Genomic DNA, 22,812 nt, shown 5'->3' with positions numbered 1-22,812 from the left:
TTTAATCGATTTGATGACTTTTTTGTTTTTTCTTTTTGATGAAGGAAAACAATAAAAATGCGATATACAATGGCACTGCGACGAACCAGAAGGTCGACCACTCGTTGCTGCGGGCAATCATCACATAAGTCACATACAGTAACGTAAACGTGATGACGAATGTATGTCTAGGTACCGGAATATCTTTGAAGCTCGGGATTTTGACTCGACTTACCATTAAAAAAGCGAGTGCAGTAAAGACGAGTGGCACCATTAAATCATTCATACGTCCACTGAATAGGGTGACGACGGCTAAAATACCTCCAGCCGCTGTAATCGGGACGCCGGAAAAATAAGCAGAAGCCACATTAGTAGCCGAGAGATTGAAACGGGCTAAGCGAAATGCACCAAATAGAGGGAACAAAGCCGCAATCAGCAAACCGATTTCTCCGAAATCATAAAAATAAGTGTAATACGCCATCATGGCTGGAGCGACACCAAAAGTCACGACATCAGCTAGTGAATCCAATTCTTTTCCAAAGTCACCTGCGACACCAAGCATTCGGGCAATCCGACCATCCAAACTATCTAACATCATCGCGATGACGATCAGTAAGGTCGCATTTTGAAAATCTCCCCGCGCCGCCATGACGATGGCAAGAAAACCACAGTATAAATTTCCGAACGTAAAGAGGTTCGGAATAGAGTTACGTACACGTTCTTTCCACAAAATGATTCCTCCTGCCACTTCTTCGATACTATCCATCATATCATAAACAACTGGTAGATATCAGCGGTTCATGAAGACAACCCCGTTCGTGAAGCGCAGAAAATCATCAGGAGCGAGTTTGATTTGCAGACCACGTTTCCCAGCCGAAATAATGATGAATTCTTGATTCAGGGCCGAATCCGATAAAAGGACCGGAAAAGGTTTTTTCGCACCAATCGGGGCGACACCTCCTCGGATGTACCCCGTTAGTTGCTTCAAGTCTTTCATTGGCACTAAATGTGCTTTCTTGGCTGACACTGTTCGTGCGACGGCCTTTAAACTGACTTCTTCTTCGCCGGAAATGACAGCAAACACATGTTGATGTGAATCTGTTTCTAAAACTAATGTTTTAAAAATAGACGAAAGCGGGTAATTAATCTTTCTAGCTACATGTTGAGCGGATAAATCCTGTTCATCAACAGGATAGGAAAGCAAGTCGAACGGGATGTCAGACTGCTTTAGAAGTCTCGCGACGTTCGTTGTGATCATGTTGGTCTCCTTTGACGACAGCGTATTGAGCCCACTTCCGACTGTTCCAACGTTTTAAGGCAAAGATGCCACGGAACCATTCGTCGGCAGAAAAGGCGATCCAGATACCGAGTAAGCCAAGTCCGTATTGCAAGCCGAGTGTATAGCTAAGAACAACGGCGATTCCCCACATCGAGAGAATACCGATGGCGACAGGGAAACGGACGTCCCCGGCTGATTTCAACGTTCCCATCAGAACGATATTCATGGCACGACCTGGTTCAAGAATGACACTTGCCCATAATAATGGAATACCGATAGCGATGATTTCCGGGCTTGATGTGAACATCGACAGAATCGATGTTCCGACTGATGCCAGTGCAACGGCAGAAACGAAGCTTGCAAAAACAGCGATTTTCAGCGTTTTTACAGCACGGGCATGTGCTGCTTCAAATTGTTGCGCTCCAACTTGGCGGGCGACTAATAATTGTGTTCCTTGTGCGATAGCTAATGTAAACAAGAAACAAAGCATCGTGATATTCGAGACATAAACGCGTGCAGAAAGAGCCGACTCACCGATTGTGGCGATAAAGCCGGTAATGATCAATTGAGAAAATTGATAGGAGACACCTTCTCCGGCAGAAGGAATTCCGATATTCATGATACTTTTGATATCACGTCGATTAATTTGAATCAAATCTTTTAATTTAAAGCGTAAAGACAGTTTCCGGTAAACAACGAAAAAGAGTAAAACGACTGCCACTGTTCGGGCAACGACGATCGACCAGGCGACTCCGGCGACTCCAAGGACAGGAATACCAAATAATCCGAGGACAGCGATGACGTTACCGAAGGCACTGACGAAGTTCATCAATAACGTGACATACATAGCATTTTTTGTGAAACCATGACTGCGTAAGATAGCACCGAGTGTAAGAGAGATGGCTTCTAAGAATAAGAAGAGACCAACAATCTTTAAGAACGTTTCGCCGTACACTAATGTTTCTCCTTCTAAAGAGAAGAATCCGAGCAATTGTTTTCCGAACAAAGCGACGAGTACGGAAATGATTAAACCGATGTATAGGTTGATGGAAAAAGCAGATCGTGCGGTCTGGCGAGCATCTTGAATCCGTTTCGCACCTAAATATTGACCGATGATGATGGTCGCTCCAACGGATGTGATGTTAAACAGAATGATAAAAATGTTAAGCACCTGATTGGAAACACCGACAGCAGCTGCTGCACTGTCCGAATAATAGCTCAGAATCAATGTAGCGATGATTCCGAGGCTCATATGAAGCGCGATTTCAATGAATAGCGGCCATGTAATTTGAAATAATGATTGTTGTTTAACTGTTTTCATAAATTTAATTCCCCTTTAAGTCCGTAAAACGTATTGTCTTTCTGTATCTTTTGGAAACTATACGCCTTCAATTTTCATAATGAAAGAGGAAAAGTGGAGCTTTCATAAAAAAAGAAGGTATTTAAAAGGATTTTCATAAAACATCACGAATACATCATAATGAATGGATGTTCATTTTTGAAATGGAGGGGAATGGAATGAAAAGTGAAGTCAGTTATACCGTTGCAGAGCAGGTTGCGACCATCACGTTGTCACGTCCGGAACGACTAAATGCACTTACATCGACACTTTTAACTGAATTAGCGGAGTCCATCGAAGAGGCGAATCAAGATGATAACGTGCGGGTTATCGTTTTGACAGGGGCCGGGCGTGGATTTTGTGCGGGACAAGATTTAAAAACCGTTCAACCTGGCATGGATCATGGAGAATACTTAAAACAATACTATCATCCAGTCATTCGAGCACTTGCGACGACGAAAAAACCAACTATCGCTGCCATTAATGGTGTCGCTGCGGGGGCAGGATTATCTCTGACATTAGCCTGCGATTTCCGAATCGTGCGGGATGATGTAAAATTATCGCTCGGCTTCATCAATATCGGATTGGTTCCAGATGCCGGTGCTCCGTACTTCTTACCCCGGTTGATTGGATCGGCTAAAGCACTGGAACTGGCCTTATTAGGTGAAACGATTACGGCACAACAAGCGTACGACTACCATTTGGTGACGAAAAGCATTGCCGCCGAACAGTTTGAACAGGAAGTGGCTTCTTTTGCCAAACTTCTTGCCAATCGGCCGACGAAAGTCATTGGGTATATCAAACAATTACAAACAGCGAGCTCTGAATCGACACTCGAGGATATGTTGGCTCAAGAGATCATTTACCAATCCCGTGCCGGAAAGACAGAAGATCATCAGCAAGCCGTTCAAGCTTTTTTAGAAAAAAAAGCGCCCGTCTTCATTGGGCGTTGATGACATGATGGAAGATAAAAAGGGCTTTCCGGTAAGATGCCGGGAAGTCCTTTTTAGCATTCATTTGATTTTCTGTTTGATTTTTTGGGCGGTTGCATGAGTACGATCCGTTAATGCGGTCGAGGTTCTGAATAAAATGATTCCGAGGAAAGCAGAAACGAAAATATACAATCCAGTTAACGTGACGAAAGCTCCGCTAGCAAGCGTGATGAAGAGAATCGAGAATTCTCCGCGTGGTCCTAAACAAAACCCGGACTCAATCGCATGATAGTTGGAGAGTCCAAACGATCGTCCACCCAGGAAACCAACAAGAAATTTCGACAAAAGTCCCCAAACGACTAATGCAAAGAAAAACCAGTCTAATGGAAGTCCTTCCGTCATCTCAAACGACATCCCGAACGAAATGAAGAATAAAGGTAACAGTAAATCTTGGAATGGTGTGACTAGTCTTTTCAAATAACGTGTCTCTTTGATTTCAGTTAGTAAAATCCCGACGATGAACGCACCAAGGACTTCGGACAACCCAAACATGATTCCAATTCCTGAGAAAGTCAAAATTAATCCGATGATTCCGATCCCGGCGTCCGGGTGCCGATAAAGGGAGTCGACGACTCTCGATTTTTGGCGGATGAAGACCGTTAAAAAAATCAATGCACTGAATAAGAAAATAAATCCAAGAAAAATCGTTCCGACTTTTACGAAGGTGAACTCTTGTGTTCCGAGAACAAACGGGGCACTTGTTAATAAAAGGGGTGCCGCCAAATCTTCAAAGATGAGTAACGAGAGGACAAACCGATTCACGTCTTTGTGTTTGTCTGGCTCCCGGTCGAGCAGACGAGCGGAAATCGATGAACTTGTTGCATAAAGGACACAACCAATTAAAAACGCCTCGGGTACGGAAAACCCAAAGGCCAAGGTCAAGAGGAAGGTACCGCCAAACGACAGGATAAGATCAATCAGTCCTGCTTTCCAAATATTCCGAAACTGGATTAATAAGTCAGCGACAGAAAACTTTAGACCTAACAGGAAAAACAAGACGATGATGCCAGCTTCCCCACCCAGCTTTAACTCTTCCGGCAAATCGTAGTAAAGGCCAAGTACAATTCCGATCAGGATGAAGGCAAGAATGCTCGGGAGATGAAACCGTTCACTGAGATAACTGACTGCGAATAAGCCAATCAGAATCAACCCCGCATAAAGAAATATTTCCATGAGAGAGTATTCCCCCCTTTCTTTCCTCTTTACCCTAAATCAAAAGCCTTAATTGGCTTGTAACAGAAATGAAAAAAGACAGTCTTTTTGCTATTGAGCAAAAAGGCTGTCTGAAAATCAAATTACTTGAATGATTGTTCCGGTATATGGAGCGAGCGTCACCTCTAATGAAGAAAGCGGCGTGTTTGAAAAGAGATCCATTCCTTGACCAGATTGAGGAGCTGGAATCGTAGTTTGATGATTGGAGTTATTAAAGTAGACGTAATATGTCCCGTCTTGACTCATACGGCGCATGATGATGGTATTCGTTTCATCGTCGGCATGGACGAATGAGATATGCCCGTGATTGGCAAGTGTCTTATGCTGCTTTCGCAACTGAAGTAAATGTTTCGTGTACATCAGTAGGTTCAAATCCTGCTCTTCCGGATTCCACGGCATGCATTTCCGGCAACCTGGATCTTGATCACCATCTAGTCCGATTTCATCTCCATAATAGATGACCGGGCTTCCGGAGAATGTCAGCATGGATAACAGCAGCAGGCGCATCTTATTTTTATCGTTTCCGGCACGCGTCAAGGCACGTGGCGTATCATGTGAACCAATCAAGTTAAACGTCACTTCGTTGACATTGACCGTGTTCGAAAATAGGACATGCGACATGTCGTTGGCATAGGCAGAAGCGGATGTTTTATCGAGTGCAAAGAAATTGAGCGCAGCATTCGTGAACGGATAGTTCATGACGGCATCAAATTGATCACCGAGCAACCACTCCTGTGAGTCATGCCAAATTTCTCCGAGAATATACGTCTCCGGATTCACTTCTTTAACGACAGAACGGAAATCACGCCAGAAGGCATGATCGACTTCGTTGGCAACATCAAGACGCCAGCCGTCGATTCCGAATTCTTCGACCCAGTAACGGGCGACATGGAGTAAGTATGCTTTCACTTCCGGGTTTTCCGTATTGAACTTCGGCATTTCCGGAACAAATGCAAACGTATCATAGTTTGGCATCGGCTCGGTTACGAGCGGGAAGTTCCGGAGGTGGAACCAGTCCCGGTAAGAAGAATTGCTACCGTGTTCCCGAATGTCGGCAAATGCTTTATGATGGAAACCGGCATGGTTAAAAACGGCATCGAGCATGATCCGAATACCGTTTTCGTGCAGTAAATCAACCATTTCCTTGAACTTTTCTTTTGTTCCGAACTGGGGATCGATTTCTAGATAATCAATCGTGTCATATTTATGATTGGACTTGGCTTCAAAAATCGGGCAGAAATAGATACCGGTGATTCCAAGATCAACTAAGTAATCGATTTGATCAATGACCCCCTGGAAATCGCCACCGAACAGATTTGTCGTTGTAGGTGCAGTACTGTTCCAAGGAAGAGTACCGGCAGGATCATTGCTTGAATCTCCATTGGCAAAGCGGTCGGGGAATATTTGATACCAAACCGTATCCTTGACCCAGTCCGGAGCATGGAAGACATCAACTTTGTTTAAATAAGGTACACAGAAGTAATATCCGGTATCATCTAACGGTTTTTCATCAAACCAACCACGTTCGGTAAACACTTGGCTCGAATGTCCATCATGGAGCCGGAATCCGTAGCGCAGACGGCGAAAAGGAGGCACGACATCAATGAACCAATAATCGAACAACTCATCTGACCCGCTCCGTTTCATAGGAGTTTCGAAAGTATTCCAATAGTTTGATTTGGACGGATCAAAATTCCAATCGGCATCATCCGGGTTTTCAGTATGCCAATCATACGGATCTCCCCAAATAAGATCGACGTGATCCACATCATTTTTTTTCGTCTGCAATCGAACATGAATCGTTTTGTCATCATACTTATAGACGAACGGTGACATCGCGCGGTGGAAAACAGCTTCTTTCAGCATTTTGGTCACTCCCTATGTGCAATCGCTTGCATTCTAATATAATTGTCCTCGACCTAAGAATAGTGAAGCGCTTTCTTAAAGTCAATTGGAATTCCAGAAAAAACAAGGCGGACAGGGAATCCTTCCATATTAGCGCAATCGATTGCACTTAGTTGTGCAAACGGAATGAATGTAAACGTTTTCTTTTTAAAATGATTTTACTAATGCATCGAATCGTTTGTTAAGAATACTTTTCGGAAATCTTTTTTGAATGTAAGGAAATATTTAAAGAAAAGGACTTGTCAAAAGGATTTTAGATTGTATAATAAAAATGTAAAGGTGATGCAAACGTTTTCATAAAACGCTTACAACCGCTCGGTTGTTATCATGAGAAAATGGTTGTGCCTTTATGCAAACGTTGTGCATCAGAACTTATCATTCGTACGTTAACTTGGGGAGGAATTTTCGAACATGGAAATCAAAAAATTAGTAGCAGGTCTTTCAGTATCTGTCATGGCAATCGGTGCTCTTGCAGCATGTGGTGGTGGAACGGATTCAGGTTCTTCTGATACAAGTTCAGAAGGCGGTAAAAAACCAACTAAAATCGTGATTTGGGAAGATACAGAAAAAGCGGAAACAACTAAAGCCGCTGCTAAAGCATTTGAAGAAAAAGAAGGCGTCAAAGTTGAAGTCAAAGAAGTTAAAATGACGGATCAACAAAAGAAAGTCGCTCTTGATGGTCCAGCAGGAAAAGGTCCGGACATCATTCTTCTTCCACATGATCAAATCGGAACAGTCGTTGACCAAGGGTTGATTGCTGAACTCAAAGACGGTGAAAAAGCACTCGAACCTTTCATCGATACAGCTAAATCTGCCGTTACATTTGACGGTAAAGTTTACGGCTATCCTAAAGCTGTCGAAACACCGATTCTTCTTTTCAACAAAGATGAGTTAAAAGAAGCACCGGCTTCAATGGATGACCTATACAAAATTTCAACAGAACAGAAAAAAGACGGGAAATACGGTTTCCTCGCACTTTGGGATAACTTCTACTTCGCACACGGTCCAATCGGTGGATACGGTGGGTACGTCTTTAAAGAAAACGGTGGAAAACTTGATCCTGCTGACATCGGTCTCAATAACAAGGGTGCAGTTGAAGGAATGGATTACATCGGTAAATGGTACAAAGAAGGACTCTTCCCGAAAGGTTTGATTGGCGGTGGCGGTGGTCAAGCAATGGACCAATTGTTCGGCGACAAGAAAGCAGTCGCAGTCATGAACGGACCATGGGCAGTCGCAAGCTATAAAGAAAAAGGCATCAACTTAGGTGCTTCAGCACTTCCGAAGCTTCCAAACGGTGAAGCGATTAAAACATTCGTAGGTGTTAAGACGTATGCTGTTTCAGCTTACTCTGAAAACCAAGAATGGGCAGAAAAGTTCCTCGCGTCACTGACTGGCGAAGAAAACGCGAAAGCGATGTTTGAGAAATACAATGAAATCCCACCGGTCACTTCACTTCAAGAAGATGCAACAATCAAAGATAACGAAGTGGCAGCAGCCGTCTTCGCACAGTCTAAAGACGGTGTACCAATGCCGAACATCGCTGAGATGGGTCAAGTTTGGGAGCCGATGGCAGCAGCACTTCAACTCGTTGCTACAAACAAACAAGATGCACAAAAATCAGCTGATGACGCTGTAAAACAAATCAAGCAACAAATCGAAGCAAACAATCAATAATCAACTGAATCACTGACACAGAATTAAAGAAAGGGGGATCTTGGATTCCCCCTTATCTTTATGGTTGGAAGAGAAGCCTGAGGTCAGACATGACCTTTGGAAAGGAGAACAGACGATGGCGGCCATTGCGACACCACAACCCACGAAAACACCAAAGCCAAAAACGAATCACCGGACGATTGCAGCAGCGATATCGATCGTTCCAGGAATGGGACAACTGTACAACAAACAATTTTTAAAGGGTGCGACATTCTTTATCGTCGTTCTGTCATATTTTTTAGTTAACTTCGAACTGTTTTTTAAAGGTGCTGGGAACGGTCCTGGAGATCGCGGAGCGATCTGGGGATTGATTACACTCGGTGAGGTAGCAGGCGTAAGGGGGGATCACTCGATCTTCTTGATGGTCGAGGGAATCATTGCATTGATTCTGCTTGTGTTTGGTATCGCCATTTACGTCTGGAACTTTATCGATGCGTATCGAATCGGTAAGCTCCGTGATTTGGAATTAGAAGTACCTTCTTTGAAAATGCAGCTGCGGAACTTCCGAGACAATGGATTCCCGTATGCCATGCTGATTCCATCGTTGGTTCTCCTAGTCTTCACGGTCGTCTTACCCTTGATTTTCACGTTTTTGATTGCCTTTACAAACTATAAGTTCAACAACTCACCGCCTGCAAAGCTTGTCGACTGGATCGGGATTCAAAACTTCCTGAACATCTTTACGGTCGATATCTTCCGTGACACGTTCGTCAGTGTCTTAGGATGGACGCTCGTCTGGACTGTTGCTTCGACAACTGGTGTCATTGCGATTGGGATTGGTCTTGCCGTCTTGTTAAATCAAAAAGGACTAAAAGGAAAACGTTTCTTCCGTTCGATTTTAATCCTATCGTGGGCTGTACCGGCATTTATCACGATTTTGATTTTCCGTTCGATGTTCAATGAGACATTTGGTGTCTTTAATACGACATTGCTTCCTGCCATCGGCCTTGATAGCGGTGTCGAGTGGATGACAGATCCGACGTATACGAAGCTTGCTTTGATCGGAATTCAGTGGTGGCTCGGTTTCCCTTACATCATGACATTGACGACGGGGATTCTGCAGTCGATTCCAGAAGATTTATACGAAGCGGCAACGATTGACGGTGCGACTTCAGGTGAAAAATTCCGCCTGATCACATTACCGATGATCTTATTTGCGACAGCTCCAATCTTGATTACGCAATATACATTTAACTTCAACAACTTCAACATCATCTATCTCTTTAACAACGGGGGACCGGCTGTTCCGGGTCAGTCGGCCGGCGGAACGGATATCTTGATCTCCTGGATTTACAAACTCTCGCTTGGTTCGAATCCGCAATACGGATTTGCCGCGGCGATTACACTCGTGCTTTCGTTCTTCATCATGACGATTGCAGTCATTCAGTTTAAACGTTCAAAATCATTCAAAGATGAGGATATGATCTAATGAGAAAACAAAACCGAATCAATATGGCGTTGTCATACCTCATTTTGACGATCGCCTCGATAATTATCGTGTATCCACTCTTATGGGTTGTCGGCACATCGCTTAACCCGGGGAAAAGCATCACTTCGGATATCTTCCCAAGCAATCCGACATTAATCCATTACTTTGATTTATTTGATGCAACACAAACGGATTATGGCATGTGGTATTTGAACACCATCAAAATCGCTGTCATTACAATGGTCGTCTCAGTCGCATTGATTACGTTGACAGGTTATATCTTTTCACGTTACCGGTTCGTCGGACGTAAAAATTCATTGATCCTGTTCCTCGTACTGCAGATGGTTCCGCAATTTGTTGCAATCATCGCGATTTACGTTCTGTTGAACATGTTGCAATTGTTTGATACGCATTTGGCATTGATTCTCCTGTATGCAGGGGGAGCGATTCCGATGAACACGTATCTTGCGAAAGGATATTTTGATACAATACCAAAAGAACTGGATGAAGCGGCACGGATGGATGGAGCAGGACATCTTCGGATTTTCTGGCAGATCATTCTTCCACTTGCAAAACCAATGGTTGCTGTTATTGCTTTGTTCAACTTCATGGCACCGTTCAACGACTTTATCCTGGCGTCACTTGTTCTCCGTTCACCGGAGAAACAGACACTTGCTGTTGGACTGTACAACATGGTTTCGGAGCAATTCGATAACAACTTCACATTGTTTGCGGCAGGTGCCGTATTATCAGCAGTACCAATCGTTCTTCTGTTCTTCGCCTTCCAGCGTTTCTTCGTATCTGGATTGACGGCAGGTGGAACGAAAGGTTAATCAATCAAGGGGGAATCAGCGGCATGAGACGAGGCGTGATGCTTCTCCTCTTGCCGCTTCTCTTGTCTATCGGAATGTTTCCGCAGACAAGCGAAGCTGCAGGGTGGGAAAAAGAACGAATGTATTTCATCATGGTCGACCGGTTTGAGAACGGTGACAAAAGTAATGATTTAGAGGCAGATCCAAACGATCCAAAAGCTTTCCAAGGCGGTGACTTGGCAGGTGTCACGAAACGTTTGGACTACATCAAGGATGAAGGATTCACATCGATTTGGCTGACACCCATCTTTAAGAACCGTCCAAATGGTTATCATGGGTATTGGACAGACGATTATTATGAGATTGATCCGCACTTCGGAACAAAAGAAGAATTTAAAACACTGGTCGAAGAAGCACATAAACGTGATCTTAAAGTGGTGCTCGATTTAGTCGTTAACCATTTAGGTCCGAATCATCCGCTCGTAAAAGAAAAACCGGACTGGTTCCATAAAGAACAGACGATTATGAACTGGAACAATAAAGCGGAAGTCGAGAACAATTGGCTGTTTGATTTACCGGACTTTAATACAGAAAATAAAGAAGTCGTGAAGTATTTGATTGACGTCGCGAACTACTGGGTGGATGAGACCGGAATCGACGGTTACCGACTCGATACCGTCCGTCACGTGCCACCGGCTTTTTGGAAAACATTCATACCGGCCGTCAAAAAAGAGCACCCGGATCTCTTTTTATTAGGCGAAGTATTTGACGGTGATCCGCGTAAGATTGCGACCTATTCGAAATTAGGATTTGATTCCGTGACGAACTTCCCGTTTTACTATGGGATCAAGGATCAGTTCGCCCGCAAAAATGGTTCAGCGGAAGAGCTGGATTCGGTTTATAATCGAGATACTACGTTTAATCCGAAAGCGATGTCACTAGCGAACTTTATTGATAATCATGATTTGAAACGCTTTATTACGGAAGCAAAAATTGGTGGGACCGCTGATGAGGAACGACAACTGCGTTTAGCCTTGTTCGCCTTGTATGCAGCACCCGGTATGCCAATCGTCTATCAAGGAACAGAGGTCGCGATGCCTGGTGGAGAAGATCCGGGAAATCGAATGATGATGGAATTTGATAAAAACGATAAGATGCAGGAATATGTACAGACGCTCAATAAGATGCGTAAGAACTATCCGGCTTTCGAAACAGGGAAACAACGGTTGGTGGCTAAAACCGATCATATGGCTGTCTTCGAACGAAAAGCCAAAGACCAGTCTGTCTTATATGCCATCAATTTAGGGGAAAAGAAAACGACGTTGCGTGTGAAAGCATCAGAAATCGGTGATGATCAACGCCTTCGGGGATTGTTGTTCTCTGACGTGGTACGTCAAGACGGAGATGCCTATGAAGTGACGCTCGATGCGAGCAGCGCGAACGGATATGTCGTGGAACGTTCACAGGTCAATTGGGTCTCGCTCGTTGCGATTGGATCAATCGCTCCAATCCTTGCCTTAATCATTTTATTCGTCCATCGACGACGGATCAATCGGACAAAGGAAACACACTAAAATACATTTGTAGGGAAATGATGAGGTGAAAGGGATGCAAGTAACAATCAAGGATGTCGCAAGAGAAGCGAACGTTGCACCATCAACGGTCTCACGTGTAATTGCCAACAGTCCGCGCATCAGTCAAAAAACAAAAGAACGTGTCCGCCAGGCGATGGAAGAGCTCGGCTACTATCCGAACGTCCATGCCCGGAGTCTTGCCAATCGAACGACTCAAGCCATCGGTCTTGTCATGCCTAGTGCGGCAACGAAAACACTTCAAAATCCGTTTTTCTCGGAAGTAATCCGCGGCATTAGTACGAAAGCACATCAAAACGGTTATTCCTTATATATGACGACAGGGGTTTCGGAAGAAGAAGTTTACGAAGGTGTTGTCTCGATGGTTCAGGGTCGTCGAGTCGATGGTGTCGTCGTCTTGTATTCCCGGACAGATGACAAGGTCGTTCAATTTTTGCAAGATTCGAAGTTTCCATTCGTCGTCGTCGGGAAACCATTTAGTGACTCCTCGCATGTCACATATGTTGATACGGACAATTATCTCGCAGGACGTGAGGTCACGAAGTATTTACATCAACTCGGACATGAGTGCATCGCGTTTGTCGGAGGATCGCAAGACTTAGCGGTCACGCAGGAACGGGTCGGTGGTTATAAAACAGCTTTAATGGAAGAAGGGCTACCAATCCATGAATCCTATATCGTCAGTGCACCGTTCATGACGACTGGCGGAGCGGACGCCGTCAAACGATTGATGTCGCTAGAACACCCGCCGACGGCTGTCGTCGTCAGTGATGACATGATGGCGCTTGGTGTCATGAGTACGCTGAATGAGATGGAAATCAGTGTACCCGATCAGATGGCGGTCGTCAGTTTCAACAATCTGTTCATCGCGGAGTTTTCCAGTCCGCCGTTGACATCGGTTGAAATCAACATCTTCGGTTTAGGGTTTGAAGCAACCAACTGCCTGATTGAACAAATGAACGAAGAGGCGACACCATATGGGAAACGTGTCATCGTGCCTCATTATTTAGTTGTTCGTCAATCTTGTGGCGGTACAGTGAAGTAAATACTCTCCCGAAACACCACTTGTCCGGTTAGGATAAGTGGTGTTTTCTGTTGAAGAAAAGGAACCATAAACCAATCGGGAACACGAAATGACCACACGGATCGAAAAAGATTTTTATTTTCGTGCAAACGATTGCATTAACGATGATTATGTGTAGAATAAAGAATGTAGAGAAAATTAAAACGCTTACAAAAAGGTGCTTGGGCATCCATTTGATTAAGAATAAAGGAGCGACTTATAATGAAACGATTGTTTGATATTAATGAGTGGAAAATTACGGAACAAGGTTTTCATCCAGAAGATAACCGCCTTGCTGAATCGATGACAGCGATTGGGAACGGCCATATGGGAATGCGCGGAAATTTTGAAGAAGATTACTCTGGAGACACGCATCAAGGGATGTACGTCGCTGGTGTCTACTACCCAGACAAAACCCGAGTCGGCTGGTGGAAAAACGGTTATCCGGAATATTTCGCAAAAGTTTTGAATGCGGTGAACATCATGGGACTTCGTGTTTCAGTCAATGGGAAAAATGTCGATTTGAACGAGTGGGAAGTTGTCGATTTCAAACGGGAACTCGATATGCAACATGGTGTTCTGACACGGACGATGCTGATCAAAAATGGTGTGGAAGAAACAAAAATTGAATCAAAACGTTTCTTCTCGATCGTCGATAAAGAACTGGCTGCACTTCGATATACAGTCACACCCGTTAACTTTGATGCGGAAGTGGTCATCGAATCATACCTTGACGCTGACGTCGAAAACGAAGACTCCAACTATGATGAGAAATTCTGGCTTCCGGTAGAGCACGGAGCCGAAGAACGATTTGCCTATGTTACTTCTAAAACGAAGAAACTGGATTGGCACGTCACGGCTGCCATGATTACTGATGTTGAGGGCGCGAGATGTGAAGTGCTTGAAAGTACATTACAGTATGTCGCGAATCGTTTCACGAAACAGGTACCGGCGGGTGAAGCGGTGACAGTTGAAAAGTTAGTAGCACTCGTGACGAATCGTGACTATGAGATTGAAGACTTATTGGCGCAGGCGATGAAACGTGTGAATGATGCGTTTGAGAGTGGATTTGACACTGTACTTGCAGCACATGAAGCGGCCTGGTTGAAACACTGGGAAGAGGCAGATGTGAAGATTGAAGGCGATGTTGAAGCTCAACAAGGGATTCGTTTTAACATCTTCCATATGTTCCAAACGTATACAGGCGAAGATTCCCGCCTGAACATTGGACCAAAAGGATTTACCGGAGAAAAATACGGCGGAGCGACATATTGGGATACAGAAGCATACTGCCTGAACTTCTATCTTGCGACATCGAAGCCCGACGTTGCTTGGAACTTATTGAAGTATCGTCATAACCAACTGCCGCAAGCAAAAGAAAATGCGGATAAGAATGTTGGGATGAAGGGTGCTTTATACCCGATGGTGACGATGAACGGGGAAGAGTGCCACAATGAATGGGAAATCACGCATGAAGAAATTCACCGGAATGGTGCGATTGCCCATGCCATTTATAACTATACGAATTACACAGGAGATACATCCTACCTCGGACAATACGGCTTTGAAGTACTTGTTGAAATCGCACGTTACTGGGCAAGTCGCGTCAACTACGTCCCTCATAAAGATGTCTATATGATTCTTGGTGTCACAGGACCAAATGAGTACGAAAATAACGTCAACAACAACTGGTATACGAACTTAATGGCTGCTTGGTGTCTGGAATACGCTCAGACGGTCTATCGTCATCTCGAGCAAGAAGAACCGGCGCGTCTGGAAGAATTGATTCATCAATTAGCTATTACGGATGAAGAATTAGCTCACTGGGCCGATATTGATCAAAAAATGTATTATCCGAAAGACGATTCCGTTCCAGATGTGTTCATGCAACAAGATGGTTTTATGGATAAAGAACAGATTATGGTCGCGGATCTTGATCCAAAACATCTTCCTTTAAATCAAAATTGGTCGTGGGACCGTGTCTTACGTTCTGTCTTCATCAAACAGGCCGATGTCTTACAAGGACTCTATTTCCTGACGGATCGTTTCTCGATCGAAGAGAAGAAGAAGAACTTTGATTTTTATGAGCCGCGTACGGTCCATGAGTCCTCACTTTCACCGTGTATCTATTCCATCATCGCGGCCGAAGTAGGTTATGAAGAAAAAGCAATGGAACTTTATCAACGTTCCGCACGGCTTGATCTTGATAACTACAACAATGATACAGAGGATGGTCTCCACATCACATCGATGGTCGGATCGTGGATGTCGATCGTTCACGGGTTTGCCGGACTTCGTGTCGAGCAGGGAACGCTGTCCTTCAAACCGATGTTGCCGAAGGGCTGGACAAGTTATTCGTTCCGGATGCAATGGCGCGGACATCACATCTTGGTTCAGGTCAAACAGAACGAAGTATGTATCGAACAAAATGCAGGTGAAGCATTTACGTTACAGCTTCATGGTGAAACAGTTGAAGTCCCGTCAGAAGGAACGGTTACGATCCCGGCTTCGATGACTGTATGATGAAATCAAGAAAAGGCAAACCGTCATGTTCTCATGAATCACGGTGGCAGATTTCAAATCTGCCGCCTTTTTTTTTGTTTGAGAAAGAAAGTGTTCAACTTCTGAAAATGAGAGCGTTACCAAAAAAAGAAATATAATTCTTTCATCATCTTGACTATCCGGACACAATTGTTATGTGCTAAAGTGTTCCAAGATAGTTTATGAATGAGAGGAGAACACGGTGTGACAGCGGTTGTAAAGGAAAGTATGTTAAAAGTAATTGTCGCCTCGATTGGCGGGTTCGTCATCGCAGTAGCGATGAACTGGTTCTTGATTCCAAGTGGTGTTTACTCGACAGGATTTACAGGATTGGCCCAGATTTTAACGCAGGTATTGCAAGGAACGGCGTTTGCTTTTGGGGAAAACGTCTGGTTTTTAGCCCTGAACCTACCATTGATTGTTTTGGCATGGATTATGCTAGGACGCAGTTTTACCATCATTACATTGATTTCTGTTTTGGCGACAACGATTTTTATCGGACTTATTCCTCAGTATGCTGTCATTCCGGGTGATCAAACACTCAATGCCGTGTTTGGCGGTGTCTTGCTGGCAATCGGAACGGGGATTACGATTAAATTCGGGGCATCGACGGGTGGTTTTGATATCGTTGCGTTGATTTTTGCACGTTTCTCTGACCGTAGTGTCGGATTATATCTGTTTGTATTGAACTTCCTGATTGCGATTCTCGCTGGAGCGTTATTTGGCTGGTCGACGGCCCTGTACACGATTGTCTTCATTTATGTCACTTCGAAAGTCGTCGATGAAATCCATACAAGCAATCAACGGTTGACGATTTTCATCATTACGAATCATGCCGACGATATTACAACGGCACTTCACCAACACATCATTCGCGGCATCACCCAGATGCCGGCAATCGGCACGTATTCACGGGCTGAGAAGTCGACGCTGATGATGGTCATCGAACGGCATGAGTTGCGCGATATCGAGCGGATTTGCCGCGACGCAGACGAAACGGTGTTCATCAACGTCGTCGCAACAGACTCTGTAGTCGGGTACTTCCGCAAAGGATGAGGTTAAATAAGAAAGCCGGCTTTTCTGTCTGATGGACAGAGAAGCCGGCTTCTTTTGATGACATTAAATCAGACCGAGAACATGTTTCAGATAGTAGGCAATCCCGTCTTCTTGGTTCGTCTTGGTCGTGCCGTTAGCAACCAGTTTTAACGCGCCGATGGCATTGCCCATCGCGACACCATGCCCAACATACTCGAGCATTTCCAGGTCGTTTTCTTCATCACCAAAAGCAATGATCTGTTTTTGTTCAATCCCGAGATGACGCGAAATTTGTTGTAAGCCAATCGCTTTACTCGTACCTTTTCGCATGACCTCGACCATATATTCCGGTTTGACCCACTGGCGGTTTAAGACCGTTTCAGCGTGAATGCTTGAAAGTTCGGATCGGATTTCCTGAACATGTTCGCCTTTGGCGTGAATCAACAGCGATGTCGGTTCATGTTGCAGGACCTTTCGTAAATCGCCGGTCGTCACGGATAAGGCATGATCCGTGTAAAATTCATAAATACCAATCGGATCATTTTGGAAGTAAACATGATCCGTCACCTCACAGACGATATTTTGTGTTTTCGAGTCCGATACCGACTCCAAGATGTGTTGAACGGTTTTCAGGGGAATCGGATGATGGCTGACTTCGAAATGGCGATCCTGCGGATGATGAACAAGTCCGCCGTTAAAATTGACGATCGGTGTCGTCAATCCAAGCTCATCGTAATAGCGTTTGGCGTGCCGGAAAGGACGCCCTGTGGCGATGACGACTTCATGACCATTGTCGCGTGCAGTTCTCAACGCGTGTAAGTTGGCCTGACTGATGGTTTTGTCGTCGCGTAATAATGTTCCGTCTAAATCGACGGCAATCAGATGACGTTGCATAGGATACTCACTCCACTCTGGATTCATTACGTTTACTGTAGCATAATCGACTGAAAAATAACTAAAATTGTCTGTGGTTTGAATTCAGGAAAGCGTTTAAAAAAATCGGAGAAAAGCTGTCCGCTGTCCTAAAAAATGATATACTACGAAACGTAGGACATTAAAAAGTAAGTTAAGAAATGGAGGGGGAAGAATGCGTTTTCTCGTTACATTCTTCTGGTCGTTCTTACTCGTGAACACAGCTGTGTTCATCGTATCAGCGGTCGATGCAGTCACGTATAACTTCGGATTCGCGACAGCTATGTCAGTCGTGACTTCACTTGTCGTCTTCGCACTTGATGCAGTCAATGAAGATCTTGGTCTTGGTCAAGGGACAAAGGCAGAATAAGGTAAAAGCGAGATATCGTCATTCGGACGATAGGCTCGCTTTTTATGATTTAGGAGGCATGTGATGATAGTACTTAAAAATGTGACAGTAGCCGGTGAAACGACGGATGTACTGATTGGTGTGGGAAAGATTCTTGCCATCGGTTCCTATGCGGTGGATGAACGGCTGATCACTCAGACGATTGACGGGACGGGCAAACAACTGATTCCGGGTCTGCTTGATGGACATGTCCATCCGATCGGCGGGGGCGGGGAAGGTGGTTTCGCAACACGAACACCGCCGCTTTCGGCCACTGATTTTTTAGAAGCAGGTGTCACGACCGTCGTCGGATTACTTGGAACAGATGGCTGGACACGAACAGGAATCGATCTGCTTGCGCACATGCGGGGTTACACGAGCCAAGGGATCCGTTCTTTCCTCTTGTCAGGCAGTTACGCTGTCCCGCCGGTTTCGATTACGCAGTCGATTGCGGAAGACATCCTGTTGATTAATGAAGTCATCGGGATTGGTGAGATTGCCATTAATGATCATCGTTCGACACAACCGACTGTTCATGAACTGTCACGTCTTGCTTCGCAAGCGCGGATTGCCGGTCTTTTAAAGGGAGTCCGGGGAACGATGAATGTTCATATCGGGGACGGCAAACGTGGGCTTGGCCTGCTGGAAGAAGTGGTCGAAACGACCGATATTCCGATTACACAATTTTTACCGACCCACATTAACCGCAGCGAACGGATTTTTGACGCCGGTTTACGTTGGGCGAAACAGGGCGGGCGTATTGATTTTACGACCTGTACGACAAAGGCGTTCATTGAAGAAGGGGAAATACCAGCAGGCCAGGCACTAGAGCGTGCTCTTGCTGCCGGTATCCCGTTACGCCAGATTACGATGTCGAGTGACGCTGGCGCCAGCTTACCCGCCTTTGATGAAAGTGGAAGACTGCTTCGTCTCGAGACCGGAAAGCCGTCATCGATTTTTGATGCAGTTCGTGACGCGGTGAAACATGGCGTACAATTAGAGGACGCCATCCAAACGGTTACATCAAACGTCGCAGAGGCGTACGGCATTTCCGGAGGAAGCATCCGGCAAGGCGAACGTGCTGATCTGTTACTGATTGATGACGCTTTGCAAATCGATACGATTCTTGCAGAGGGGCATGCTATAATGATTCAGAAAAAATGGCTGTTGCCAAAATGACGGAGGGATATTGTGTCGAAGAAATCTAACCGTGTAAAACCAACAAAAAAACCGCAGTCGAAAGCCAACTGGATTACAGCTGGTGTGATTGCGCTGATCGTCTTGATCGGGGCAACGATGTTACTGTTTACGGATCGAGAGGATTCTGCATCGAAAAACGGCAATTTAACGGCCAGTCAAGTGGCTGATAAGCTGAAGTCCGGTGATGAATTTTATACGTATTTTTATCAGACGGGATGCGTGCACTGTGAAAAAGTAAAACCGTATTTAGTACCACTCGGTGAGAAGCAGGACATTCCATTTGAACAAATTGATCTGGCAGTCGAACAGTCGGCTTGGGATACATTTGCGATCGAAGGGACACCAACTGTCGTTCACTTCAAAGATGGAAAAGAAGTCAGCCGGGTATCCGGTGAGCAGACAGAAGACGCCTACAAAGAATTTTTCGCCGGTAAAGCCGTTAAAAATTCTGAAGAAGAGTCGTCAGGTGATTTAAATGATTAAAAAATGGTTCTTTACGCAACTGTTTGAACTGAACGGTCATCCGACCGTCGCGAAACAACTGCGCCGCTTTGCGATGAGTCCGGTCAGTCGACCGCTGATCCAACCGTTCGTCAAGATGTATGATTTACAGATGCAAGAGGCAAGTCAGCCACTTGAATCGTATACGACGTTACATGAATTGTTCGTTCGAAACTTAAAAGAAACGGTTCGTCCGATTGATGGATCAGAACAAGCTGTCGTCAGTCCGTGTGACGGTGTCTTATCCGTTGTCGAGGATTTGACGGAAGAAAGTCGTTTTACTGTCAAAGGACAGACATATTCAGTTTCCGAATTGCTCGGTTCGCATCATGGCGCCGATCACTACATCGGGGGACGGGTATTGATTTTTTACCTCAGTCCGCAAAATTACCACCGTGTTCATGTACCGATAGACGGGACGATCCGGACAAGTTATACGCTTGGACGTGATTCGGCACCGGTCAATGATCTGGGTCTTTCCTATGGGAAACGACCGTTGACACGGAACTATCGTCGGGTCACACGTATCACACATGGTGAACATGCACTTGAACATGTCATGGTCGGTGCCTTGAATGTGAATACAATCGTCCAGACGAATCAAAATCGAGAAGTTAAACGGGGCGACGAGTTCGGTTATTTTTCATTTGGTTCAACGGTCGTCTTGATTTGCCCGAAAGATGCCATCACATTAGAAGTGGACATCAAAGGTCCGGTTTTGATGGGGCAACGCATCGGTTATTGGAATTCATGAATGAAGACGCTCCCGTCACGAAGGGAGCGTTTCGTCATGCTTAGGAGGAAGCTGTCATGCAGGTTTTAATGTTTACGGAAGCGTCGAGCTCGTCGCTTCAAATTTACGCGGCCTTATTCATTTTTTTAGTGACGTACGCTTTTATCATCAGTGAAAAAATCAGTCGGGCGATTGTAGCGCTGTTAGGTGCATTGGCAATGGTGATATTCGGCATCGTCCGGTTGGAATCTGCCTTGTTCGAATATGTGGAATGGGGAACAATCGTCTTATTGATCGGAATGATGATTTTAGTGACGATTGCCAATCAATCGGGATTGTTTGAATACATTGCCATTCGGGCGGCTAAAAAAACAAAAGGAGATCCGGTAAAAATCTTGATTTTACTGTCCGGATTGACGGCACTCGGATCTGCCTTTTTAGATAACGTCACGACGGTCCTGTTGATTGTTCCGATTACGTTTTCGATTACAAAGGTCTTAAAAATCAAGCCGTTTCCGTTTTTACTCGCCGAAGTCCTGTTTGCCAACATCGGTGGAACGGCCACGTTGATTGGCGACCCTCCGAACATCATGATTGGAGCAGCTAATCCTCATTTGACGTTCAATGCCTTTTTACTGAACCTCGCACCTGTGATTGTGTTGATTACAATCGTGACGATCGGTATTTTGTATATGATTTTCCGTAAACACTTACACGTAGAACCGGAGAATCAACAAAAATTAATGGAAATCGACGAAAACAGCTACATTGTCAGCCGCAAATTAGTCATGCGCAGCAGTATCGTCTTGTTAAGTACGATTGCGTTGTTCGTCATTCATCCGTTACTGAGTCGAATCGGGCTTCATTTGGAAGCACCGGCCATCGCAATCCTTGGAGCGACCGTCTTAATGCTACTGACGATTGAGAATAATCACCAATTGGAAGAAGTGTTCGCCCGGGTGGAATGGACAACGATCTTTTTCTTCGCCGGATTATTTATTTTGGTAGGTGGAATTCAGGAAGTAGGCGTTATCCGCTTCTTGGCAGAAAAAACGATTACGTTGACAGGAGGAGACATCCAGACGACGGCAACCGCTGTTCTTTGGTTATCCGGAATTGCCAGTGCGACGATCGATAATATTCCGTTCGTCGCGACGATGATTCCTTTAATCAACGATGTTGCGACAGGAATTGGTTTGTCGCCGGACAGTCAACAAGTCGACGTGTTATGGTGGTCCTTGTCGCTCGGAGCATGTCTTGGAGGGAATGGAACATTGATTGGAGCATCAGCCAATGTGATTGTCGCAGGATTAGCCACACGGCAAGGGGAGAAGTTCACATACGGACGATTCTTACTTTACGGGGCCCCGATCACCATCGTAACGCTGATTATTTCGCAACTTTATTTATGGATCCGCTATTATTGAACAGAAATTACGAAACGGAAGAGACCTGTGCTCTTTCGTTTTCTTTTGGTCGTCGCTCTATCAAATGGATTGTGCTATAATCGAACGATAAGAACATAACTGTTTCTTAAACTTAACTATAGAGCTAGACCATTATCTGGAGGTTTTATTCTTGTTTAAACGACTTTATCCAAAACATTTTGTGGCGTCGATTTATGATATCGACTTAGAGATGTTAAAACGAAACGGTGTCAAAGCAATTTTGACGGATCTTGATAATACACTTGTGGCTTGGAATATTGCCGATGCTCCAGACGAATTGGTGTCATGGCTCGATATGGTGAATAACCAATACGGATTTGACGTCATCATCGTCTCGAATAACAACGGCGATCGAGTCAAGAAATTTGCGGATCCACTTGGCTTACATTATATTGCACCGGCCCGTAAACCTTTACCGATTGGTTTCAAACGCGCGTTGACGGAATTTGGTTATCACGCGAAGGAAGTTGTTTTCCTTGGAGATCAACTGTTTACGGATGTGTTAGGCGCAAATTCAGTAGGTATCGAAGTAATCCACGTTCAACCCGTCGTCAAGACAGACGGTGTCGTCACAAAATTTAATCGCTTGATGGAACGATTGATTTTCCGTCGGATGAAACGTAAAGGAATCTACAAATTGACGCAACGTGTCAAAGAAGATCCGGCAGCGTTAAAACATCCGATTGAAACACTCCGTCAAGATAAGCAGCAATGACCCTGTCATACCGGTAGATGA

Annotated in this window: 20 protein-coding genes; 14 read left to right on the top strand and 6 right to left on the bottom strand. The window is 44.8% G+C overall.

The window, feature by feature from the left end; all coding sequences use genetic code 11:
* Window position 1 precedes the first annotated feature (1 nt).
* Genes pssA through P402_RS0112760 form a run of 3 tightly spaced genes read right to left on the bottom strand, consistent with a single transcriptional unit; the run spans window position 2 to window position 2,579 of the window.
* Window positions 2-748, bottom strand: coding sequence for a CDP-diacylglycerol--serine O-phosphatidyltransferase (gene pssA, locus P402_RS0112770; RefSeq protein WP_200868723.1), 747 nt, complete (start codon window positions 746-748; stop codon window positions 2-4).
* Window positions 749-769: 21 nt separating this feature from the next.
* Window positions 770-1,237: a Cys-tRNA(Pro) deacylase gene (gene ybaK, locus P402_RS0112765; RefSeq protein WP_026829050.1), complete on the bottom strand. Its 468-nt coding sequence runs from the start codon at window positions 1,235-1,237 to the stop codon at window positions 770-772.
* A complete protein-coding gene (locus P402_RS0112760; RefSeq protein WP_026829049.1) occupies window positions 1,197-2,579 on the bottom strand; it encodes an MATE family efflux transporter in 1,383 nt (460 codons plus the stop codon). Before P402_RS0112760 ends, ybaK begins: the two co-directional genes overlap by 41 nt.
* Before the next feature lie 197 nt (window positions 2,580-2,776).
* Here P402_RS0112760 and P402_RS0112755 point away from each other — a divergent pair, with 197 nt between their 5' ends.
* Window positions 2,777-3,550, top strand: a complete 774-nt coding sequence (locus P402_RS0112755) for an enoyl-CoA hydratase/isomerase family protein (protein ID WP_026829048.1) — start codon at window positions 2,777-2,779, stop codon at window positions 3,548-3,550.
* A 60-nt stretch (window positions 3,551-3,610) separates the two neighbouring features.
* Here P402_RS0112755 and P402_RS0112750 read toward each other — a convergent pair whose 3' ends face one another.
* Window positions 3,611-4,762, bottom strand: coding sequence for a cation:proton antiporter (locus P402_RS0112750; RefSeq protein ID WP_026829047.1), 1,152 nt, complete (start codon window positions 4,760-4,762; stop codon window positions 3,611-3,613).
* Window positions 4,763-4,879: 117 nt separating this feature from the next.
* Complete coding sequence (locus P402_RS0112745) at window positions 4,880-6,667, bottom strand: glycoside hydrolase family 13 protein (RefSeq protein WP_026829046.1); 1,788 nt, start codon at window positions 6,665-6,667, stop codon at window positions 4,880-4,882.
* Between the two features lie 456 nt (window positions 6,668-7,123).
* On the opposite strand from P402_RS0112745, the gene P402_RS0112740 reads away from it, so the two are divergent.
* The 7 genes from P402_RS0112740 (at window position 7,124) to P402_RS0112710 (ending at window position 16,915) form a co-directional block, all read left to right on the top strand.
* Window positions 7,124-8,383 (top strand): extracellular solute-binding protein, encoded by a 1,260-nt coding sequence (locus tag P402_RS0112740; RefSeq protein WP_026829045.1) that lies wholly within the window; start codon window positions 7,124-7,126, stop codon window positions 8,381-8,383.
* A gap of 115 nt (window positions 8,384-8,498) precedes the next feature.
* Window positions 8,499-9,851, top strand: coding sequence for a carbohydrate ABC transporter permease (locus tag P402_RS0112735; RefSeq protein WP_026829044.1), 1,353 nt, complete (start codon window positions 8,499-8,501; stop codon window positions 9,849-9,851).
* Entirely contained in the window at window positions 9,851-10,684 is an 834-nt protein-coding gene (locus P402_RS0112730) for a sugar ABC transporter permease (RefSeq protein WP_012369657.1), read from the top strand. Before P402_RS0112735 ends, P402_RS0112730 begins: the two co-directional genes overlap by 1 nt.
* 23 nt (window positions 10,685-10,707) lie before the next feature.
* Window positions 10,708-12,237, top strand: coding sequence for an alpha-amylase family glycosyl hydrolase (locus P402_RS0112725; protein WP_026829043.1), 1,530 nt, complete (start codon window positions 10,708-10,710; stop codon window positions 12,235-12,237).
* 34 nt (window positions 12,238-12,271) lie between these two features.
* Window positions 12,272-13,300 carry a LacI family DNA-binding transcriptional regulator gene (locus P402_RS0112720; protein ID WP_026829042.1) on the top strand — a complete coding sequence of 343 codons (1,029 nt, stop codon included), beginning with the start codon at window positions 12,272-12,274 and terminating at the stop codon, window positions 13,298-13,300.
* Between the two features lie 240 nt (window positions 13,301-13,540).
* A complete protein-coding gene (locus P402_RS0112715; protein ID WP_026829041.1) occupies window positions 13,541-15,841 on the top strand; it encodes a glycoside hydrolase family 65 protein in 2,301 nt (766 codons plus the stop codon).
* A 246-nt stretch (window positions 15,842-16,087) separates the two neighbouring features.
* Window positions 16,088-16,915, top strand: a complete 828-nt coding sequence (locus P402_RS0112710; RefSeq protein ID WP_152538835.1) for a YitT family protein — start codon at window positions 16,088-16,090, stop codon at window positions 16,913-16,915.
* Between the two features lie 63 nt (window positions 16,916-16,978).
* Here P402_RS0112710 and P402_RS0112705 read toward each other — a convergent pair whose 3' ends face one another.
* Window positions 16,979-17,788: a Cof-type HAD-IIB family hydrolase gene (locus tag P402_RS0112705; RefSeq protein WP_026829039.1), complete on the bottom strand. Its 810-nt coding sequence runs from the start codon at window positions 17,786-17,788 to the stop codon at window positions 16,979-16,981.
* Between the two features lie 193 nt (window positions 17,789-17,981).
* Between P402_RS0112705 and P402_RS0112700 the strand changes: the two genes are divergently transcribed.
* From P402_RS0112700 to P402_RS0112675, 6 genes are all read left to right on the top strand, one after another.
* The gene (locus P402_RS0112700) at window positions 17,982-18,176 is read left to right on the top strand and encodes a YjzD family protein (protein WP_012369663.1); all 195 of its coding nucleotides are present in this window, start codon (window positions 17,982-17,984) and stop codon (window positions 18,174-18,176) included.
* Window positions 18,177-18,239: 63 nt separating this feature from the next.
* Window positions 18,240-19,373, top strand: coding sequence for a beta-aspartyl-peptidase (gene iadA, locus P402_RS0112695; protein WP_034769988.1), 1,134 nt, complete (start codon window positions 18,240-18,242; stop codon window positions 19,371-19,373).
* A gap of 12 nt (window positions 19,374-19,385) precedes the next feature.
* Window positions 19,386-19,877, top strand: coding sequence for a thioredoxin family protein (locus P402_RS0112690; protein ID WP_026829037.1), 492 nt, complete (start codon window positions 19,386-19,388; stop codon window positions 19,875-19,877).
* Window positions 19,870-20,649 (top strand): phosphatidylserine decarboxylase, encoded by a 780-nt coding sequence (locus P402_RS0112685; protein ID WP_026829036.1) that lies wholly within the window; start codon window positions 19,870-19,872, stop codon window positions 20,647-20,649. Before P402_RS0112690 ends, P402_RS0112685 begins: the two co-directional genes overlap by 8 nt.
* A 56-nt stretch (window positions 20,650-20,705) precedes the next feature.
* Window positions 20,706-22,055 (top strand): ArsB/NhaD family transporter, encoded by a 1,350-nt coding sequence (locus tag P402_RS0112680; RefSeq protein WP_026829035.1) that lies wholly within the window; start codon window positions 20,706-20,708, stop codon window positions 22,053-22,055.
* A gap of 151 nt (window positions 22,056-22,206) precedes the next feature.
* The gene (locus P402_RS0112675; RefSeq protein WP_026829034.1) at window positions 22,207-22,791 is read left to right on the top strand and encodes a YqeG family HAD IIIA-type phosphatase; all 585 of its coding nucleotides are present in this window, start codon (window positions 22,207-22,209) and stop codon (window positions 22,789-22,791) included.
* Window positions 22,792-22,812 lie beyond the last annotated feature (21 nt).

The sequence above is a fragment of the Exiguobacterium sibiricum 7-3 genome (assembly GCF_000620865.1).
Lineage (GTDB): Bacteria > Bacillota > Bacilli > Exiguobacteriales > Exiguobacteriaceae > Exiguobacterium_A > Exiguobacterium_A sibiricum_A.
The sequence above is the reverse complement of the archived record's forward strand: the minus strand, read 5'-3'. Positions and strand labels throughout refer to the sequence as shown.

Excerpts from the sequence above, each read along its gene's own strand:
- pssA (WP_200868723.1), bottom strand. The coding sequence starts at position 748 with ATGATGGATAGTATCGAAGAAGTGGCAGGAGGAATCATTTTGTGGAAA.
- P402_RS0112750 (WP_026829047.1), bottom strand. The coding sequence starts at position 4,762 with ATGGAAATATTTCTTTATGCGGGGTTGATTCTGATTGGCTTATTCGCA.
- P402_RS0112755 (WP_026829048.1), top strand. The coding sequence starts at position 2,777 with ATGAAAAGTGAAGTCAGTTATACCGTTGCAGAGCAGGTTGCGACCATC.
- iadA (WP_034769988.1), top strand. The coding sequence starts at position 18,240 with ATGATAGTACTTAAAAATGTGACAGTAGCCGGTGAAACGACGGATGTA.
- P402_RS0112735 (WP_026829044.1), top strand. The coding sequence starts at position 8,499 with ATGGCGGCCATTGCGACACCACAACCCACGAAAACACCAAAGCCAAAA.
- ybaK (WP_026829050.1), bottom strand. The coding sequence starts at position 1,237 with ATGATCACAACGAACGTCGCGAGACTTCTAAAGCAGTCTGACATCCCG.
- P402_RS0112700 (WP_012369663.1), top strand. The coding sequence starts at position 17,982 with ATGCGTTTTCTCGTTACATTCTTCTGGTCGTTCTTACTCGTGAACACA.
- P402_RS0112745 (WP_026829046.1), bottom strand. The coding sequence starts at position 6,667 with ATGCTGAAAGAAGCTGTTTTCCACCGCGCGATGTCACCGTTCGTCTAT.
- P402_RS0112680 (WP_026829035.1), top strand. The coding sequence starts at position 20,706 with ATGCAGGTTTTAATGTTTACGGAAGCGTCGAGCTCGTCGCTTCAAATT.
- P402_RS0112715 (WP_026829041.1), top strand. The coding sequence starts at position 13,541 with ATGAAACGATTGTTTGATATTAATGAGTGGAAAATTACGGAACAAGGT.
- P402_RS0112725 (WP_026829043.1), top strand. The coding sequence starts at position 10,708 with ATGAGACGAGGCGTGATGCTTCTCCTCTTGCCGCTTCTCTTGTCTATC.
- P402_RS0112710 (WP_152538835.1), top strand. The coding sequence starts at position 16,088 with ATGTTAAAAGTAATTGTCGCCTCGATTGGCGGGTTCGTCATCGCAGTA.
- P402_RS0112720 (WP_026829042.1), top strand. The coding sequence starts at position 12,272 with ATGCAAGTAACAATCAAGGATGTCGCAAGAGAAGCGAACGTTGCACCA.
- P402_RS0112685 (WP_026829036.1), top strand. The coding sequence starts at position 19,870 with ATGATTAAAAAATGGTTCTTTACGCAACTGTTTGAACTGAACGGTCAT.
- P402_RS0112730 (WP_012369657.1), top strand. The coding sequence starts at position 9,851 with ATGAGAAAACAAAACCGAATCAATATGGCGTTGTCATACCTCATTTTG.
- P402_RS0112705 (WP_026829039.1), bottom strand. The coding sequence starts at position 17,788 with ATGCAACGTCATCTGATTGCCGTCGATTTAGACGGAACATTATTACGC.
- P402_RS0112760 (WP_026829049.1), bottom strand. The coding sequence starts at position 2,579 with ATGAAAACAGTTAAACAACAATCATTATTTCAAATTACATGGCCGCTA.